The sequence below is a fragment of the Streptomyces sp. NBC_00986 genome (assembly GCF_045162565.1).
Lineage (GTDB): Bacteria > Actinomycetota > Actinomycetes > Streptomycetales > Streptomycetaceae > Streptomyces.
On sequence record NZ_CP108733.1, the window covers coordinates 8,970,729 to 8,986,719 of the forward strand.

18 protein-coding genes are annotated in these 15,991 nt (G+C 70.8%); 12 read left to right on the forward strand and 6 right to left on the reverse strand.

What is annotated here, in order from left to right; translation table 11 throughout:
• Positions 1–307 precede the first annotated feature (307 nt).
• The 3 genes from OG504_RS40275 to OG504_RS40285 all read left to right on the forward strand — a co-directional run bounded on the left by OG504_RS40275 (position 308) and on the right by OG504_RS40285 (position 3,423).
• Entirely contained in the window at positions 308–1,906 is a 1,599-nt protein-coding gene (locus OG504_RS40275) for an ABC-F family ATP-binding cassette domain-containing protein (RefSeq protein WP_366432060.1), read from the forward strand.
• Positions 1,907–2,274: 368 nt separating this feature from the next.
• Positions 2,275–2,493 (forward strand): helix-turn-helix domain-containing protein, encoded by a 219-nt coding sequence (locus OG504_RS40280; protein ID WP_019060653.1) that lies wholly within the window; start codon positions 2,275–2,277, stop codon positions 2,491–2,493.
• 117 nt (positions 2,494–2,610) lie between these two features.
• Positions 2,611–3,423 (forward strand): enoyl-CoA hydratase/isomerase family protein, encoded by an 813-nt coding sequence (locus OG504_RS40285; RefSeq protein WP_405994207.1) that lies wholly within the window; start codon positions 2,611–2,613, stop codon positions 3,421–3,423.
• Positions 3,424–3,444: 21 nt separating this feature from the next.
• Here the strand turns inward: OG504_RS40285 and OG504_RS40290 are convergent, their stop codons facing one another.
• Positions 3,445–4,254: a nucleopolyhedrovirus P10 family protein gene (locus OG504_RS40290; RefSeq protein WP_405994208.1), complete on the reverse strand. Its 810-nt coding sequence runs from the start codon at positions 4,252–4,254 to the stop codon at positions 3,445–3,447.
• Positions 4,255–4,341: 87 nt separating this feature from the next.
• On the opposite strand from OG504_RS40290, the gene OG504_RS40295 reads away from it, so the two are divergent.
• From OG504_RS40295 to amaP, 5 genes are read left to right on the forward strand one after another with little or no spacing between them, the layout of a single operon-like run.
• Entirely contained in the window at positions 4,342–4,827 is a 486-nt protein-coding gene (locus OG504_RS40295; protein WP_405994209.1) for an Asp23/Gls24 family envelope stress response protein, read from the forward strand.
• Positions 4,828–4,882: 55 nt separating this feature from the next.
• A complete protein-coding gene (locus tag OG504_RS40300; protein ID WP_019060657.1) occupies positions 4,883–5,068 on the forward strand; it encodes a hypothetical protein in 186 nt (61 codons plus the stop codon).
• On the forward strand, positions 5,065–5,451 hold the full coding sequence (locus OG504_RS40305) for a hypothetical protein (RefSeq protein WP_405994210.1): 387 nt from the start codon (positions 5,065–5,067) through the stop codon (positions 5,449–5,451). The genes OG504_RS40300 and OG504_RS40305 overlap by 4 nt, the downstream gene beginning before the upstream one ends.
• The gene (locus OG504_RS40310; protein WP_405994211.1) at positions 5,448–6,125 is read left to right on the forward strand and encodes a DUF6286 domain-containing protein; all 678 of its coding nucleotides are present in this window, start codon (positions 5,448–5,450) and stop codon (positions 6,123–6,125) included. Before OG504_RS40305 ends, OG504_RS40310 begins: the two co-directional genes overlap by 4 nt.
• A gap of 5 nt (positions 6,126–6,130) precedes the next feature.
• On the forward strand, positions 6,131–6,709 hold the full coding sequence (gene amaP / locus OG504_RS40315) for an alkaline shock response membrane anchor protein AmaP (protein ID WP_405994212.1): 579 nt from the start codon (positions 6,131–6,133) through the stop codon (positions 6,707–6,709).
• A gap of 44 nt (positions 6,710–6,753) precedes the next feature.
• Here amaP and OG504_RS40320 read toward each other — a convergent pair whose 3' ends face one another.
• From OG504_RS40320 to OG504_RS40340, 5 genes are all read right to left on the reverse strand, one after another.
• Positions 6,754–7,509, reverse strand: a complete 756-nt coding sequence (locus OG504_RS40320) for an SDR family oxidoreductase (protein WP_405994213.1) — start codon at positions 7,507–7,509, stop codon at positions 6,754–6,756.
• 5 nt (positions 7,510–7,514) lie between these two features.
• Positions 7,515–9,302, reverse strand: coding sequence for a glycoside hydrolase family 15 protein (locus OG504_RS40325; protein ID WP_405994214.1), 1,788 nt, complete (start codon positions 9,300–9,302; stop codon positions 7,515–7,517).
• 71 nt (positions 9,303–9,373) lie between these two features.
• Positions 9,374–10,168: an SURF1 family protein gene (locus OG504_RS40330; RefSeq protein ID WP_405994215.1), complete on the reverse strand. Its 795-nt coding sequence runs from the start codon at positions 10,166–10,168 to the stop codon at positions 9,374–9,376.
• An 85-nt stretch (positions 10,169–10,253) separates the two neighbouring features.
• Positions 10,254–10,487 (reverse strand): hypothetical protein, encoded by a 234-nt coding sequence (locus OG504_RS40335; protein ID WP_033286388.1) that lies wholly within the window; start codon positions 10,485–10,487, stop codon positions 10,254–10,256.
• Between the two features lie 93 nt (positions 10,488–10,580).
• Positions 10,581–11,564, reverse strand: a complete 984-nt coding sequence (locus OG504_RS40340) for a DEDDh family exonuclease (RefSeq protein ID WP_366494352.1) — start codon at positions 11,562–11,564, stop codon at positions 10,581–10,583.
• A gap of 172 nt (positions 11,565–11,736) precedes the next feature.
• On the opposite strand from OG504_RS40340, the gene OG504_RS40345 reads away from it, so the two are divergent.
• From OG504_RS40345 to OG504_RS40360, 4 genes are read left to right on the forward strand one after another with little or no spacing between them, the layout of a single operon-like run.
• Positions 11,737–12,534: an acetoacetate decarboxylase family protein gene (locus OG504_RS40345; protein WP_405994216.1), complete on the forward strand. Its 798-nt coding sequence runs from the start codon at positions 11,737–11,739 to the stop codon at positions 12,532–12,534.
• A complete protein-coding gene (locus OG504_RS40350) occupies positions 12,534–13,418 on the forward strand; it encodes an SDR family NAD(P)-dependent oxidoreductase (protein ID WP_405994217.1) in 885 nt (294 codons plus the stop codon). The genes OG504_RS40345 and OG504_RS40350 overlap by 1 nt, the downstream gene beginning before the upstream one ends.
• 10 nt (positions 13,419–13,428) lie before the next feature.
• Positions 13,429–14,712, forward strand: a complete 1,284-nt coding sequence (locus OG504_RS40355; RefSeq protein ID WP_405994218.1) for an amidohydrolase family protein — start codon at positions 13,429–13,431, stop codon at positions 14,710–14,712.
• Positions 14,709–15,974 (forward strand): amidohydrolase family protein, encoded by a 1,266-nt coding sequence (locus OG504_RS40360; RefSeq protein ID WP_405994219.1) that lies wholly within the window; start codon positions 14,709–14,711, stop codon positions 15,972–15,974. Before OG504_RS40355 ends, OG504_RS40360 begins: the two co-directional genes overlap by 4 nt.
• Positions 15,975–15,991: the final 17 nt, after the last annotated feature.

Consider the following 15,991-nt stretch of genomic DNA (forward strand, 5'->3'; position numbering starts at 1 on the left):
CGTGCCGTGCTGAAGGGGATTGCGAAGGCGTCGGCCGTCTTACCGAACCTGCACGCACGCGTGCCGTACGTCACGGTGCGGCGGTGCTCATCTCCCGGCACCGGCCCGGACCACGCAGCTCATCGCCGTGGACGACCCGTACCGGATCATCCCGGGCCGTCCGCCCCAGGGCGATGACCCGCCGCGCAAGGAAAAGCGCTTGCATGTCCCCGTTAGACTTGGCCCATGGCCATTCTCCTCGCGCATTAGACGGCGGGAACGTCCTCAGCCGCCCCTTCCGCCTACGACCCCGCTCTGGAGTCTGACCGTGATCTCCGCCTCCGGTATCGAGCTGCGCGCCGGTGCCCGCGTCCTCATCGAGTCCGCCACCTTCCGTGTCGCCAAGGGCGACCGCATCGGTCTGGTCGGGCGCAACGGCGCCGGCAAGACCACCCTGACCAAGGTCCTGGCCGGCGAGGGCCAGCCCGCCGGCGGCACCGTCACCCGCTCCGGCGAGGTCGGCTACCTCCCGCAGGACCCCCGCACCGGCGACCTGGACGTGCTCGCCAGCGACCGCATCCTCTCCGCGCGCGGCCTGGACACCCTGATCCGCAAGATGCGCGAGAACGAACAGCGCATCGCCAACGGCAGCGGCGCCACCCGCGACAAGGCCATGCGCCAGTACGAGCGCCAGGAGACGGAGTTCCTCACCAAGGGCGGCTACTCCGCCGAGGCCGAGGCCGCCACCATCGCCGCCGCGCTGAACCTCCCGGACCGCGTGCTCGGCCAGCCGCTCCATACGCTCTCCGGCGGTCAGCGCCGCCGTATCGAGCTGGCCCGCATCCTGTTCTCCGACGCGGACACGCTGCTTCTCGACGAGCCCACGAACCACCTCGACGCCGACTCGATCGTCTGGCTGCGCGACTACCTGAAGACGTACCGCGGCGGCTTCATCGTGATCTCCCACGACGCCGACCTCGTCGAGACCGTCGTCAACAAGGTGTTCTATCTGGACGCCAACCGCTCCCAGATCGACATTTACAACATGGGCTGGAAGCTCTACCAGCAGCAGCGCGAGGCCGACGAGAAGCGCCGCAAGCGCGAGCGGCAGAACGCCGAGAAGAAGGCCGCCGCCCTGCACTCGCAGGCCGACAAGATGCGCGCCAAGGCCACCAAGACGGTCGCCGCGCAGAACATGGCCAAGCGCGCCGACCGACTGCTCGCCGGGCTGGACGCGGTGCGCGTCTCCGACAAGGTCGCCAAGCTGCGCTTCCCGGAGCCCTCGCCCTGCGGCAAGACCCCGCTCATGGCGGAGGGCCTGTCGAAGTCGTACGGCTCCCTGGAGATCTTCACCGACGTCGACCTGGCCATCGACAAGGGTTCGCGCGTCGTCATCCTCGGCCTGAACGGCGCTGGCAAGACGACCCTCCTGAAGCTCCTCGGCGGCGCCGAGAAGCCGGACACCGGCGAGGTCATCGAGGGCCACGGCCTCAAGCTCGGCTACTACGCGCAGGAGCACGAGACCCTCGACCCGGAGCGCACGGTCCTGGAGAACATGCGCTCCGCCGCCCCCGACCTGGACCTGGTCGAGGTCCGCAAGACGCTGGGCTCGTTCCTGTTCTCCGGGGACGACGTCGACAAGCCGGCCGGGGTCCTCTCCGGCGGTGAGAAGACCCGCCTCGCGCTCGCCACCCTCGTCGTGTCGTCGGCGAACGTCCTCCTCCTGGATGAGCCGACGAACAACCTGGACCCCGCCAGCCGCGAGGAGATCCTCGGCGCACTGCGCACCTACAAGGGCGCCGTCGTTCTCGTCACCCACGACGAGGGCGCCGTAGAAGCTCTCCAGCCGGAGCGCATCATCCTGCTGCCGGACGGCGTCGAGGACCTGTGGGGCGCGGACTACGCGGATCTCGTCGCGCTCGCCTGACAGCCGGCCGTCCGACGGTCAGCGGCGCTTGACCGAATGCTTGATCCACGGCGTATGGATCATTCGGCCTACCGGTGATCCACCATCTGTGTGAGATCTCCTCGTACCGAGGTGTGTCGTACACCGATTTCCCGGCCGAGTCCTTTATCGACAAGGGCTCGGCCGTCCTGCGTCTCTGACCAGGTACTTCACGGAACAACTCGTTCGGCCGTACGGACACGACCCTCGGGAATTCCACATTCCACTTGTGGGGACGCGCTCCTGTCGTCAAAACCTTGTCTTACGGACCTTGCCGAATGGGTGGCCATGAACGCTTGGAGGGGTGATCATGAGGAGACCAAGAGCGCACTTCCCATGAGGAGGCACGGGTGGCCGAGACTCTGAAGAAGGGCAGCCGGGTAACCGGCGCCGCGCGCGACAAGCTCGCGGCAGACCTGAAGAAGAAGTACGACTCCGGTGCGAGCATTCGAGCGCTGGCCGAGGAGACCGGCCGTTCGTATGGCTTCGTCCACCGGATGCTCAGTGAGTCGGGCGTCACGCTTCGTGGGCGTGGCGGGGCGACCAGGGGCAAGAAGGCTTCGGCCTGACCCCGGGTGGCTCATCGGCTTCGATGGTGGCCACCCGGTCGGACGACTGACCGACCGGGTGGTTACTGTGCAGTCACTTAGCTCTGCTCTGCTGACCGCACACATCGGAGGCGCCCCATGGCTTCGCCCGAACAGGACGACAAGGACCTCGGTCCCGTACTCGACAAGGACGGCGTACGGCTCACCGTCGACGACGCGATCGCCACGGTGACGCTGACCAACCCGGCCAAGCGCAACGCTCAAAGTCCTGCTCTCTGGCGGGCGTTGGCGGAGGCCGGGCGGTCGTTGCCGGGCTCCGTCCGTGTCGTGGTGCTGCGCGCCGAGGGCAAGTCCTTCTCGGCCGGACTCGACCGGCAGGCGTTCACGCCCGAGGGCTTCGACGGCGAACCGTCGTTCATCGACCTCGCGCACAGCAGTGACGCCGTGCTGGACGGGACCATCGCCGAGTACCAGGAGGGCTTCACCTGGTGGCGACGCAGCGACATCGTGTCCATCGCCGCCGTCCAGGGGCATGCCATCGGGGCCGGATTCCAGCTCGCCCTCGCCTGTGACCTGCGCGTCGTCGCCGACGATGTGCAGTTCGCCATGCGCGAGACCAGCCTCGGACTGGTGCCCGACCTGACCGGCACACATCCCCTGGTGGGCCTCGTCGGCTATGCTCGCGCGCTCGAGATCTGCGCGACCGGGCGCTCCGTCCTGGCCGAGGAAGCCGTCAGCACCGGCCTCGCGAACATCGCCGTACCCGCCGACCAGATCGAGGACGCCGTACGCGACCTGGCGACCGCCCTGCTGGCCGCACCGCGCGACGCCCTCATCGAGACCAAGGCGCTGCTCCAGGGCGTCCAGGGCCGTGCCTACGACGACCAGCGCGGCGCCGAGCGTGCCGCCCAGGCCCGACGCCTGCGGGACCTGGCCGGCGTCGGCGAATAAGCCCGTCGGCCCACCCTGCCGTCAGCTCACCTCGGTGACCAGTACGGCCACGGTCGGGTGACCGGGCAACGCCTCGCCGACCCTCGCGCGGACCCCCCGGGCCACATCCAGCGCCCGGCGGTCCGCGCGCACCGCGAGCTCCACACGCGCGTGGAGACGCGGCAGCGCCCCTTCGCCGGCGACCTCCTCGATGTGCACCGCCCGGCCGAGCCCGCCCAGCGCGCCGGTCAGCCGGGCCACTCCTGGGACGGCGAGCGCGATCGCGGCGACCAGGGACTCGCCGCCGCCGTCAACACGGTCAACATCGTCGAGACGATCAATGTCATCAACATGGTCAATGTCGGCGGCCAGATCGCGATCCACATCGTCCATACGATCCACATCGTCCAGACGGTCGGCATCGTCCATGCCGTCCATGCCGTCAACGTCGTCCATATGGTCCAGCAGGACCGTCACCTGTAGATCAACCTCGTCCACCACCAGACCGAGCCGCTCCGCCGCAGCCGTCGCCAGGGCCGTACGCAGCCGGGACGCCGCAGTCGGCAGGGGTTCGGTCGCCACGGCGGCGAAGTCGGCCGTGATCCGCAGCGGCCCGGGCGGCAGCGCACCGGGCGGAGGCGGTACGGCGGGCTCGTGCGCGTCCTCCGGAACGGCGAGGGCGATCCGCAGCGCGCCCAGCCGCACGCCCCGCACCTGCTCCGCCGCGCCCCGGAGTACGGCCTCGGCCGCCCGCTCCGCGATCCACGCGCCGTCGCGCCGATCACCCAGGGGCAGCAGCCTGCCCAGCCGGAGTTGATGCCGTACCGCTCGCGTCCACGCGTCCGCCGTCATTCCTCCAGCCTGCCGCATGTCCAGCGCGGGACCGAGCAACCGCAACTACCGTGGTCGAAGGACGACGACCGAAAGGGATGTACGGCGATGACCGACATGACGGAGCGGAACCGGACACAGGACCCCGACGGTGAGCGGGAGTCCCTACAGACCCGCAAACCCCCCACCAAACGCGGCGGCGGCGACCCCGCGTCCCGGGGGCGGACCACCATCGCCGACGGCGTGGTGGAGAAGATCGCCGGGCTGGCCGCCCGGGACGTCCTGGGCGTCCATGCCATGGGCAGCGGACTGTCCCGCACCTTCGGGGCCGTGCGCGACCGGGTGCCCGGCGGCACGAAATCGGTGTCCCGGGGTGTGAAGGCCGAGGTCGGCGAGGTGCAGACCGCGCTCGACCTGGAGATCGTCGTCGACTACGGAGTGTCGATCGCGGACGTGGCCCGCGCCGTACGGGAGAACGTGATCGCGGCCGTCGAGCGGATGACCGGACTCGAGGTCGTCGAGGTCAACATCGCGGTCAGCGACGTGAAGCTGCCGGACGAAGAGGACGACGAACCGGAGCCCAGGCTCCAGTGACGGAACCGGCGAACGAATCCTTGAGCGGGCCGACGAACGAGCTGAGGAGCGCAGGATGAGCAGGGCCGTGGTCGGCATGATCGCCGGAATGGCACTGGGCTTCGCCGGATACTTCGGCGGGTTCGGGGCCTTCCTGCTGGTGGCGGCCCTGGGCGCCATCGGGTTCGTCGTCGGCCGGTTCCTGGAGGGGGACCTGGAACTCGGCGACTTCTTCCGCTCGCGTGACGACCGGCGGCGATGACCCGCGTGAGCGGCGGGGACGGCGCGGTTGACGAGCGCGGCAGACCCCTGGCGGTCGTCGCGCCCGGAGAGCGGGGCGCCACCCGGATCGCCGACCGGGTCGTGGCGAAGATCGCCGCGCAGGCCGCGCGTGAGGCGCTCGGACCACTGCACCCGGACGCCGCGCCGCCGCATGCCACCGTCGTCGTACACCACGAGACGGTACGCGTGCGCGTGCACCTCGAACTCGACTATCCGTGCGACATCGGCGCCCGCTGTTTTCAGGTGCGTCGACAGGTGGTTCAGCGGGTACGCGCGTTGGTGGGCATGGAGGTGCCCGAGGTCGCCGTCCAAGTGGAACGGCTTCATCCGGCACATGGCGCGGCACAGGGGAGGACGCGATGAGCGAGCCCCAAGGCTCCGACGGCACGACCCAACGACTACCGGTCATCGAGAAGGAGACCGATCCCGGACCCGGCGGATACCCCGCCGCCTCCGACTACGATCCCGTTCCCGTCGTCCACGACGGCGACGGCAAGGGCGGCCGCTTCTGGTCGGCGCGCCGCGTCCCCGCGGCCATCGTCGCCGTCCTGCTGCTCGTCGGCGCCGGCGCCCTGCTCTACGACGTCACCGCCGTGCGCGCGGAGCGGCCCGCCGCGCACTGGCGCCGGGAACTGGCCCGGCAGCTCGCCGAGCGGCCCCTGGACGACACCTGGGTGCTCGTCGGCGCCGGCGTCGCCGCCGCCCTCGGCCTCTGGCTGATCGTGCTCGCCCTCACGCCCGGCCTGCGTCAGGTGCTGCCGATGCGCCGTACCCACGCCGACGTCCGGGCCGGCCTGCAACGCGCCGCCGCCGCGATGGTGCTGCGCGACCGGGCCATGGAGGTCTCGGGCGTGCAGTCGGTCCGCGTGCGCACCAGCCGCACGAAAGCCGACGTCCGCGCGGTGTCGCATTTCCGTGAACTCGACGAAGTACGGGCCGACTTGGACGCCGTTCTCGGCGACGCGATCACCGGGCTCGGACTCGCCCGGCCGCCCGCGCTGTCGGTGCACGTCGGCCGCTCCGGCCGGAAGGGATGAGGCCGATGCTCAGGATCGTCAACCGCGCGGTGATCGGTGTCGTGGGCCTCGTACTGCTCGTGCTGGGCGGCTCCGTACTGGCCGTCGGCCTCGGCGTGAAGCCGCCCTCCTGGTGGATCTACGACGGGCGTCACGACGTCCTGCTGAGCGACGCCCGGCGGACCCGCTGGCGGGGCGACGGCTGGTGGTGGCCGACGGTCCTCGCCGTGCTCGCCGTTCTCGTCCTGCTCGCCCTGTGGTGGATCGTCGCGGTGCTACGGCGCCGTCGGCTCACCGAGGTCGCCGTCAGCACCGGCGACGGCGAGGGCGCGCTGCTGCGGGGCCGGGCCTTGGAAGGCGTCCTCGCCACCGACGCGGGCGCCCTGGACGGTGTGGCCCACGCGCACGTGCGGCTCGCCGGCTCCCGCACGGCCCCCGAGGCCCGCGTCCAGCTCAGCCTGGAACCGCACGTGGACCCCGGAGTCGCCCTCGACCACCTGACGGCCAACGCCCTTGCCCACGCCCGAGATTCGGCGGGCCTGGAGACACTGCCGACGGAGGTCCGCCTGACGGGCGTCAAGCACCGGGCGGAGCGGGTGAGTTGACAGGTTGATTCATGGGTTGAGCGGGGGATCGAGTTGACGGAGCGTCAGAACCCGTGCCGCATCCCACCGTCTACAGGGACCATGATCCCCGTCAGGTAGGACGCGGCCGGCGACAGCAGAAACGCCGCCACCCGCCCGAACTCGTCCGAAGTCCCGTACCGGCGCAGTGGGATCCGCGACTCGTTGGCCGCACGCGTGGCCACCGGGTCCGCGGACAGCCCGTCCAGCTCGCGCACGCGGTCCGTGTCGATGCGGGCCGGAAGCAGCCCCACGACACGGATGCCGCGCGGGCCCAGCTCGTCCGCGAGGGACTTGGCGAAGCCGGCCAGACCGGGCCGCAGCGCGTTCGAGATCGTCAGCCCGGGGATCGGCTCGTGCACCGACCCGGAGAGTACGAACCCGATGACACCGCCCGCCTCCAGCTCCTCGGCCGCCGCGCGGGCGAGCCGTACCGCGCCCAGGAACACCGACTCGAACGACGACTGCCACTGTTCGTCGGTGGTGTCGCCGACGAACCCGGGCGGCGGCCCGCCGACGCTCACGAGGATGCCGTCGAAGCCCCCGAAGTGCTCGCGCGCGGCGGCGATCAGCCGGGCCGGTGCCTCCGCGTCGGCGTTGTCGACGGCCACGCCGACCGCGTTCGGCCCCAGCTCGGCCGCAGCGTCGGCGGCCCGCTTCCCGTCCCGCCCGGTGACGACCACCTTCGCGCCGTCGGCCAACAGGTCGCGCGCGGCGGCGTTGCCCAGTCCGCGGGTGGCTCCGGTGACGACGTACACCCGGTCCCTCAGTCCAAGATCCATGGCCCCTATCCTGCCTCCTCGTCGCCGAACAGGGTGAGGGCGGTGTTCACCAGGCCGATGTGGCTGAACGCCTGCGGGAAGTTGCCCAGCAGACGGCCGGCCACGGGGTCGTACTCCTCCGCGAGCAGCCCCACGTCGTTCGCGAGCCCCACCAGGCGCTCGAACAGCACCCGGGCCTCCTTCTTGCGGCCCGTCATCTGGAGCGCGTCCACGAGCCAGAAGGAGCACGCCAGGAAGGCGCCCTCGTCGCCCGGGAGCCCGTCGACGGGGGTGTCGGCGGCGGTGTCGTAGCGGCGTACGAAGCCGTCGTGGCCCAGGGCCTCGCGGACCGCGTCGACCGTGCCGACGACCCGCGGATCGTCGGGCGGCAGGAAGCCGAAGCGGGGGATGAGCAGCAGGGCGGCGTCGAGTTCCTGCGAGCCGTAGTACTGCGTGAACGTGTTGCGTTCCGGGTCGTAGCCCTTCTCGCACACGTCCCGGTGCACCGCGTCGCGCAGTTCGCGCCAGCCCTCCAGGTCGCCGGGCAGGTCGGCGTACTCCTCCAGGGTGCGGACCGCGCGGTCGGCGGCCACCCACACCATGACCTTGGAGTGCACGAAGTGCCGGCGCCCGCCCCGCACCTCCCACAGGCCCTCGTCCGGCTGTTGCCACTGCGCGCGCAGCCACTCCAGGAGGACGGCCTGGAGCGACCACATGTGCGGCTTGGGGGACAGGCCCGCGCGGCGGGCCAGCCACAGGGAGTCCAGGACCTCTCCGTAGACGTCGAGTTGGAGCTGGTTGACGGCGCCGTTGCCGATCCGGACGGGCGCCGACCCGCCGAAGCCGGAGAGGTGCGGCAGTTCGAACTCGGGGAGCCGTCGTTCGCCCGCCACGCCGTACATGATCTGCAGGTCCGCGGGATCGCCGGCGACCGCGCGGAGCAGCCAGTCGCGCCAGGCCTCGGCTTCCTTGTGGTAGCCCGCGGCGACCAGGGCGCCCAGGGTGAGGCTCGAGTCGCGCAGCCAGCAGTAGCGGTAGTCCCAGTTGCGGACGCCGCCCATCTCCTCGGGGAGCGACGTGGTGGCCGCGGCGACGATGCCACCGGTCGGGCGGTACGTGAGGGCCTTGAGGGTGATCAGGGAGCGTACGACCGCGTCCCTGTAGGGGCCGTCGTAGCGGCAGCGGGCCGCCCAGCGCTTCCAGTCCGCGACGCTGCTGTGCAGCGACTTGTACGGGTCGACGAGCGGCGGCCGGGGCTCGTGCGAGGGGTGCCAGGTGAGGACGAAGGCGACCTTCTGGCCGGCCTCGACGGTGAACTCCGAGAGGGTGCTGAAGTCCTCGCCCCAGGTGTGCACTTCGGGTTCGCTGCGCAGCCACACCGAGTCGGGTCCCGCGACGGCCACATGGTGCCCGTCGGACCTGCGCATCCACGGCACGACCGAGCCGTAGTCGAAGCGCAGGCGGATCCTGCTGTGGACGGTGACCTTGCCGCTGACGCCTTCCACGATGCGTACGACGTCGGGGGCGCGGTGGCGCTGGGGCATCAGGTCGGTGACGCGGATCGTGCCCTCGTCGGTCTCCCACTCCGTGTCCAGGACCAGGGTGTCAGGGCGGTACGCGCGGCGGGTGCAGCGGTCGGCGCCCTTGGGGGCGATGCGCCAGTGGCCGTTGTCCTCGTCGCCGAGCATTCTGGCGAAGCAGGCGGCCGAGTCGAAGCGTGGCAGGCACAGCCAGTCGACCGAGCCGTCCATGCCGACCAGGGCAGCGGTCTGTTCGTCGCCGATGAGGGCGTAGTCCTCGATACGTGGGTGCACGGGGTGCGGGTTCCCTCCCTGCCGGCGGGGCAATCAAGGTTCGGGGCCGGGCGGGTGAAGAGAAGCCCGGCTCACACGGTCGCGGGCTCGGCCTCCGCCGTCTCCTCCTCCTTCGCCGCCGCCTCCCGGCGGTCGCGGGCCTCACGGCGGGCGAGGACTACGTAGCCGACGGGTACGGCCGCCGCGAACAGCCACCACTGGATCATGTACGCATAGTTCAGCGGGGCGTCTTCCTTGCCCGGGTCGGAGATCTGCTCCGGCGTGTCACCCTTCGCCTCCGGCGCGGTCTGCTCGACGTAGCCGCCGAGCACCGTGGCGTGCAGGCGCCGCGCCTGCTCCTCGCTGTTGATCAACATGATCTGCCGGTCGGGCAGGCCCTTGATGTCCTTGATGCCGCTCGCCGCGGTCGTCTCGTCGGCCATCAGACGCCCCGTGATGGTCGTCCTGCCGCTCGGCGGCGCGGGGATCTTCGGGAACGCCGTCTGCACCCCGGTCGCCGGGATCCATCCACGGTTGATCAACACGACCTTGCCGTCCGTCAACACGAACGGGGTGAGGACGTGGAAACCGACCTCGTCGTCGTCATTGGTACGGCGCCGGACGACGACTTCCTTGGAAGTCTCGAAGGTGCCGGTCGCGGTGACGGTGCGGTACTTCTCGGTACGGGTCACCGCGTGCCCGGGGGTGCTGATCGTCTCCACGGGGACCGGCTTCGCGTGCAGCGCGTTCGTGACCAGCTGGTTCCGGGCGCTGCGCATCTCGTAGCGGTGCATCTGCCAGATGCCCAGCCTGATCATCGTGGGGATCAGGAGGAGGGTGATCAACGCGAGGATCACCCACTGCCGGGACATCAGGAAGCGGTACACCCCACGACCGTACAACTCGGTCGTGGGGCGCATTCAGGGGGGTACCGGATGGGATACGGGTCGCAGCTTCCGGAAGGCCGGCGGCTCACACCTTGTCGATGATCCCCACCATCCCCTCCGCCCGAGCGCAGTGGCCCCCGCAGAACCAGCGCCCCTCGACCTCCACGCCCTGGCCGATGATCTGCACCCGGCAGTGCTCGCAGATCGGGGCCATACGGTGGATCGCGCAGGAGAAGCAGTCGAAGACGTGCACCGCGCCCTGCGCGTGCACCTCGAAGCTCATGCCGTAGTCATTGCCGCACACTTCACATCTCGCCATGCGCCACAGGGTGGGCCGTCCGCCCGGCACGGGCGAGCGGGCGCGGGGCGAGTCGTACGACAATCACCCGTCCGTACGGTCACCGGGGCGCCGTCAGTCCGCCGCCTCGACGTCCCGCAGCAGCTGCCCGAACGCGGCCTCGTCCACCACCGGCGTGCCGAACTGCTTGGCCTTGACCACCTTCGAGGTGCCCGAGTCGGGGTCGTTCGTGACGAGGAGGCTGGTCAGCCGGGACAGGCTCGTGGCGACATGAAGGCCCGCTTCCACGGCCCGGTCCTCCAGGAGCTCGCGCTCGATGGACGTGTCCCCGGAGAACGCGATCCGCATCCCCTGCTTGAGCGGCCTGCCGTCCTCGAAGCGCCCCGGGTTGGGATAGGGGCACGCGGGCCGCTTGCGCGCGGGACGCCAACTGCCCGCCCCGAAGCCGCCGTAGCCCCCTGCCTGCTGACCGATCCGGGGTGCGGGCTGGGCCCACTCGGTCAGCGGCCGGCACTCGTGCAGCGGCAGTCGTACGCCGCCCTGGGCCGCCGCCCTGAGGCTCGGCCGGAACGCCTCGGCGAGCACGCGCGCGTCGTCCAGCGCGTGGTGCGCGCGCTGCTGGACGACTCCGAAGTGCGCTGCCAGGGACTCCAGTTTGTGGTTGGGCAGCGGCAGGCTCAGCTCCTTCGACAGGGCGATGGTGCACAGCCGCTGACGGACCGGAGGTTCGATCTGCACGCGCGCGTACTCCCGCGCGATCATCTGCCAGTCGAAGACCGCGTTGTGCGCGACCAGCACCCGGCCCTCCAGGCGGGTCGCGAACTCCTCGGCGATGTCCTTGAAGAGGGGCGCGCCCTCCAGGACGTCACTCGTCAGACCGTGGATCCACACGGGGCCGGGATCGCGCTCCGGGTTGACCATCGTGTACCAGTGGTCCTCGACCTCGCCGAGCGCGTCCAGACGGTAGACGGCCGCGGAGATTATCCGGTCGTCCCGGGCCAGGCCGGTGGTCTCCACGTCAACTACCGCGTATCCCTGGGGATATGCGGCCGGCCACGGAGTGGCTGCGGACACTGTCGGCGAGTGGTCTTCGAGCATGGTCACTGAGGATACGGGCCGCCACTGACAGTCCCGTCCCTCAGGTCGCCCGCCCCGCCCGCCCGTTCGGGTCCGCCGAATGCGCGTGCGCGTGGCTATGGACCTTTTGCCCGCCCGGTGCAAGCGTGCTGCCCGCCTGACGGATGACGGCCTACGAAGGGCGGTACGGCGTATGGCACGCGTACGGTACGGCGCACGGACCGAGGCGGAGATCGCCGCCGCACGCACGGCGAGCTCCAAGCTTCCGGACATCTGGTCCACCGGTGTGGTGGCCGTCTGGGAGAGCGACCCGGACGCGGTCGCGGCGGTCCTTCCGCCGCCCCTCAAGCCCACCGGGCGGCCCCTGGTCCGGGTGAACATCAGCAAGGTCGAACTGACCGGATACCCCCTGGGCGCGGGCTCGTTCGCGGTCGCCGCCGCGCACGACGGCGTCGAGGGCTGGTACCCCCTGGTGATGCCGATGACCCACGAACGGGCCCTCACCGGTGGCCGCGAGGTCTTCGGGGAGCCCAAGAAACTCGGTGAGGTGACCGTCGAGCGCGTGGGCCTCGTCGTGCACGCGTCCCTCGCCCGGCAGGGCATCGCCTTCGTGGAGGTCCGCGGCGCGATCAGCGAGGAACTGCCCCTCCCCGGGCCGACGCAGAAGACCGACTTCTACTTCAAGTTCCTTCCGGCGGTGGACGGTTCGGGCTTCGACGCCGACCCCGTGCTCGTGCACTGCCTGCGCAACGAGAAGGTCCGCCGCCTCGAACGCGTCACCGGGGACGTCGTCCTGCGCGAGTCCATGTACGACCCCGTCGCCGACCTCCCCGTGCGCACCCTCGTCGACATCACCATCGGCGAGAAGACCAGCGACCAGCGCGGCAAGGTCGTCGAACGGGTCGACGCACAGGCCCTGTTGCCGTACATCCACCAGCGTTACGACGATCCGCAGCAGGTCCATGACGGGCCCCCTGAGGGGAGCGTCTGATGGAGCTGAGGGAGGGTCAGGTCGCCGTCGTCACCGGGGCGGCGAGCGGGATCGGGCTCGCGATGGCGCGGCGGTTCGCCGCCGACGGACTCAAAGTGGTCCTCGCCGACGTCGAGCAGGGGGCCCTCGACAAGGCCGCCGCCGATCTGCGCGCCGACGGTACCGATGTGCACGCGCGCGTGGTCGACGTCGGCGTACGCCAACAGGTCCTGGATCTGGCCGAGTCGGCCTACGACACGTACGGCGCCGTCCACGTCCTCTGCAACAACGCCGGGGTCGGCTCGGGTGCCGAGGGCCGGATGTGGGAGCACGAACCGAACGACTGGCAGTGGGCGTTCGCGGTCAACGTGTGGGGTGTCTTCCACGGCATCCAGGCGTTCGTGCCGAGGATGATCAAGTCCGGTCAACCCGGTCATGTCGTCAACACGTCCTCCGGGGACGGCGGTATCGCCCCGCTGCCCACCGCCTCCGTGTACGCCGTCACCAAGGCGGCCGTCGTGACGATGACCGAGTCGCTGTACGCCCATTTGAAGGCGGAGCACGCGCGCGTGGGCGCCTCGGTGCTCTTCCCGGGGCCGCACATGCTGCGCACGGGCCTGTGGGAGTCGCACCGCAACCGGCCCGACCGGTACGCCAAAGAGCGCCCCCGTAGGACCCCGTACCGCAGCCTCGACCAGTGGGAGACCGCGATGAAGGCGGCGGGTAAGGAGGTCGCCTTCACGCCCGTCGAGGAAGTCGCCGACCTCGTCGTGGACGGCATCCGCGCGGACCGCTTCTGGCTGCTGCCCGAGAGCGAGCACAGCGACGCCCAGATCCGGGCACGGGCGGGCTCGATGCTCGACCGCGCGAACCCGTCGTACCTCGAAAGCTTCATCCTGGACTGAGGGGGCTGTTGTGACCGACCAGGAGCCGTACCTGATCATCTCCTCCGACTGCCACGCCGGGCTGCCCACCGAGGAGTACCGGCCCTATCTGGACGCCCGGTTCCACCGGGACTTCGACGAGTTCCTCGCCGGACGTGACCGCCGCCGCGAGGAGATGACCCGGCTCGGCATCCGCAACGAGGCGTTCGCGACGAAGTGGTTCCAGGACAACGAGGAGGGCCTGCGCGGGGGTTGGGACACCGCGCAGCGCCTCAAGGAGCTGGACGGGGACGGGGTGGCCGCCGAGGTGGTCTTCCCGGACGCGGACGCGGTCGACAGCCAGACGGCCGCGCCCTTCGGAGTGGGCCTCGGCCTCTCCGGGGACCAGGACCCCGAGTTGGGCATGGCGGGTGCCCAGGCCCACAACCGCTGGCTCGCCGACTTCGTCTCCGAGAATCCCGAACGGCACTGCGGAGTCGCCCTGTTGCCCGTGACGGCCCCTACGGAGAAGGTCGTCGCGGAGATCCGCCGCGCCAAGGAGTCGGGCCTCGGCGCCCTGATGATCCCCTCCATGTGGGTCGACAAGGAGCCCTACCACGACCGCCGTTACGACCCCGTGTGGGCGACCGCCGCCGAGTGCGCGATGCCCGTGCTCACACACTCCGGGGCGGCACCCCGCCACGAGTACGGCGACCACCTGGGCATCTACGTGAGCGAGGTGACCTGGTGGCCCGCCCGGCCGCTGTGGTTCCTGCTCTGGTCCGGGGTCTTCGAGCGCCACCCGGGCCTCAAGTTCGGTGTCGCGGAGTCGGGTTGCTGGTGGCTGCCGAACCAGCTGTGGTTCATGGACCGCCTCTACCTGGGCGCCCACGGCGGCAAGAAGCTGTCGCCGTTCGCGGAGCTGAAGCGGCCGCCGAGCGAGTACCTCGACCGGCAGGTCTTCATCTGCGCCACCAACACCAAGCGCCGTGAACTCGCCCAGCGGTACGAGATCGGGGTCGACAACATCCTCTGGGGCAGCGACTTTCCGCACCCCGAGGGCACCTGGCCCGACACGCGCGCGTGGCTGAAGCGCACCTTCCACGACATCCCGGTGGACGAGACCCGCCGCATGCTGGGCCTGGCGGCGGCGGACGCGTTCGGCTTCGACGTGGCGGCCCTGGAGCCGCTGGCCCGCCGGATCGGCCCGACCCCCGCCGAACTGGGCCAGCGGGACGACCAGGAGGCCGTGACGGCGTCCTGGGCGCGCTCGCGGGAGGTGGGGCGGCACTGGCTGACCGACCACGACTTCCCGGTCCTGGGGGCGACACCATGAGCACGACGGGCTCCCTGGGTTCCGTGGGTCCCGGCGGTGCGGACCGGTACACGGTCATCTCCGCCGACTGTCACGCGGGCGCCGATCTCCCGGACTACAGGCCCTACTTGGAGAAGCGGTACCACGACGAGTTCGACGCGTGGGCGGCCACGTACGTCAACCCGTACGAGGACCTGGTCGCCGACACGGCCGACAAGAACTGGAACTCCGGGCGGCGGATCGCGGAGCTGGAGGAGGACGGGATCGTCGCGGAGGTCGTCTTCCCGAACACCATCCCGCCGTTCTTCCCGTCCGGCTCCCTGATGGCGCCCGCGCCCACGGCCGAGGAGTTCCGGCGCCGCTGGGCCGGCCTGCGGGCCCACAACCGCTGGCTGGCGGACTTCTGCGCGGCGGCGCCGGGCCGACGGGCTGGGGTCTTCCAGATCCTCCTCAACGACGTCCCGGAGGCCGTCCAGGAGATCCGGTGGGCGGTCGAGGCGGGCCTCCGGGGCGGCCTGCTGCTGCCCGGCACTCCGCCGGGCTCGGGGCTGCCCGAGCTGTACTCGGCGACGTACGACCCGATCTGGGCCGTGTGCGCGGAACTCGGCGTCCCCGTCAACCACCACGCGGGCTCGGCGTCTCCGCCCCTCGGTGATGAACCGGCCGCCCGCGCGGTGTACATGGTCGAGACGACCTGGTTCTCGCACCGCGCCCTGTGGCACCTCATCTTCGGCGGCGCGTTCCGCCGTCACCCCGACTTGAGACTGGTCCTGACCGAGCAGGGCTCCGGCTGGATACCCGGGGTGCTCGACATGCTGGACTACTACCACGGGCGGCTGGTCGCGGCGGCGTCGAAGGCATCGACCGCGGAGTCCAAGTTCGGCGCGGGGCTTGCCACTTCGATGGGCAAGGGTCCCTCGGAGGTATGGCGCGACAACTGCTTCGTGGGCGCCAGTTTCATGCGCCCCCATGAGGTGCCCCTGCGCGAGCGCATCGGCATCGAGAAGATCATGTGGGGGAGCGACTACCCGCACGACGAGGGCACGTACCCGTACTCCAGGGAGGGCCTCCGCTTCGCCTACGCGCGCGTGCCGCGCGACGAGGTCGCGGCGATGATCGGCGGCAACGCGGCCCGCGTCTACGGCTTCGACCTCGACACCCTGGACCCGATCGCGGCGAAGGTCGGCCCCCTGGTGACCGAGATCGCGGAGCCGCTCGCCGAACCTCCGGCGGGCGCGACGAGCCCGGTGTTCGCGCGGGGAGCGTCGGTACGGGTGTGGTGAGGGCGGGGGTGCGATCC

Coding starts and splice junctions, on each gene's coding strand:
- OG504_RS40285 (WP_405994207.1), top strand. CDS start 2,611: ATGGCTTCGCCCGAACAGGACGACAAGGACCTCGGTCCCGTACTCGAC.
- OG504_RS40290 (WP_405994208.1), bottom strand. CDS start 4,254: ATGACGGCGGACGCGTGGACGCGAGCGGTACGGCATCAACTCCGGCTG.
- OG504_RS40295 (WP_405994209.1), top strand. CDS start 4,342: ATGACCGACATGACGGAGCGGAACCGGACACAGGACCCCGACGGTGAG.
- OG504_RS40300 (WP_019060657.1), top strand. CDS start 4,883: ATGAGCAGGGCCGTGGTCGGCATGATCGCCGGAATGGCACTGGGCTTC.
- OG504_RS40305 (WP_405994210.1), top strand. CDS start 5,065: ATGACCCGCGTGAGCGGCGGGGACGGCGCGGTTGACGAGCGCGGCAGA.
- OG504_RS40310 (WP_405994211.1), top strand. CDS start 5,448: ATGAGCGAGCCCCAAGGCTCCGACGGCACGACCCAACGACTACCGGTC.
- amaP (WP_405994212.1), top strand. CDS start 6,131: ATGCTCAGGATCGTCAACCGCGCGGTGATCGGTGTCGTGGGCCTCGTA.
- OG504_RS40320 (WP_405994213.1), bottom strand. CDS start 7,509: ATGGATCTTGGACTGAGGGACCGGGTGTACGTCGTCACCGGAGCCACC.
- OG504_RS40335 (WP_033286388.1), bottom strand. CDS start 10,487: ATGGCGAGATGTGAAGTGTGCGGCAATGACTACGGCATGAGCTTCGAG.
- OG504_RS40340 (WP_366494352.1), bottom strand. CDS start 11,564: ATGCTCGAAGACCACTCGCCGACAGTGTCCGCAGCCACTCCGTGGCCG.
- OG504_RS40345 (WP_405994216.1), top strand. CDS start 11,737: ATGGCACGCGTACGGTACGGCGCACGGACCGAGGCGGAGATCGCCGCC.
- OG504_RS40350 (WP_405994217.1), top strand. CDS start 12,534: ATGGAGCTGAGGGAGGGTCAGGTCGCCGTCGTCACCGGGGCGGCGAGC.
- OG504_RS40360 (WP_405994219.1), top strand. CDS start 14,709: ATGAGCACGACGGGCTCCCTGGGTTCCGTGGGTCCCGGCGGTGCGGAC.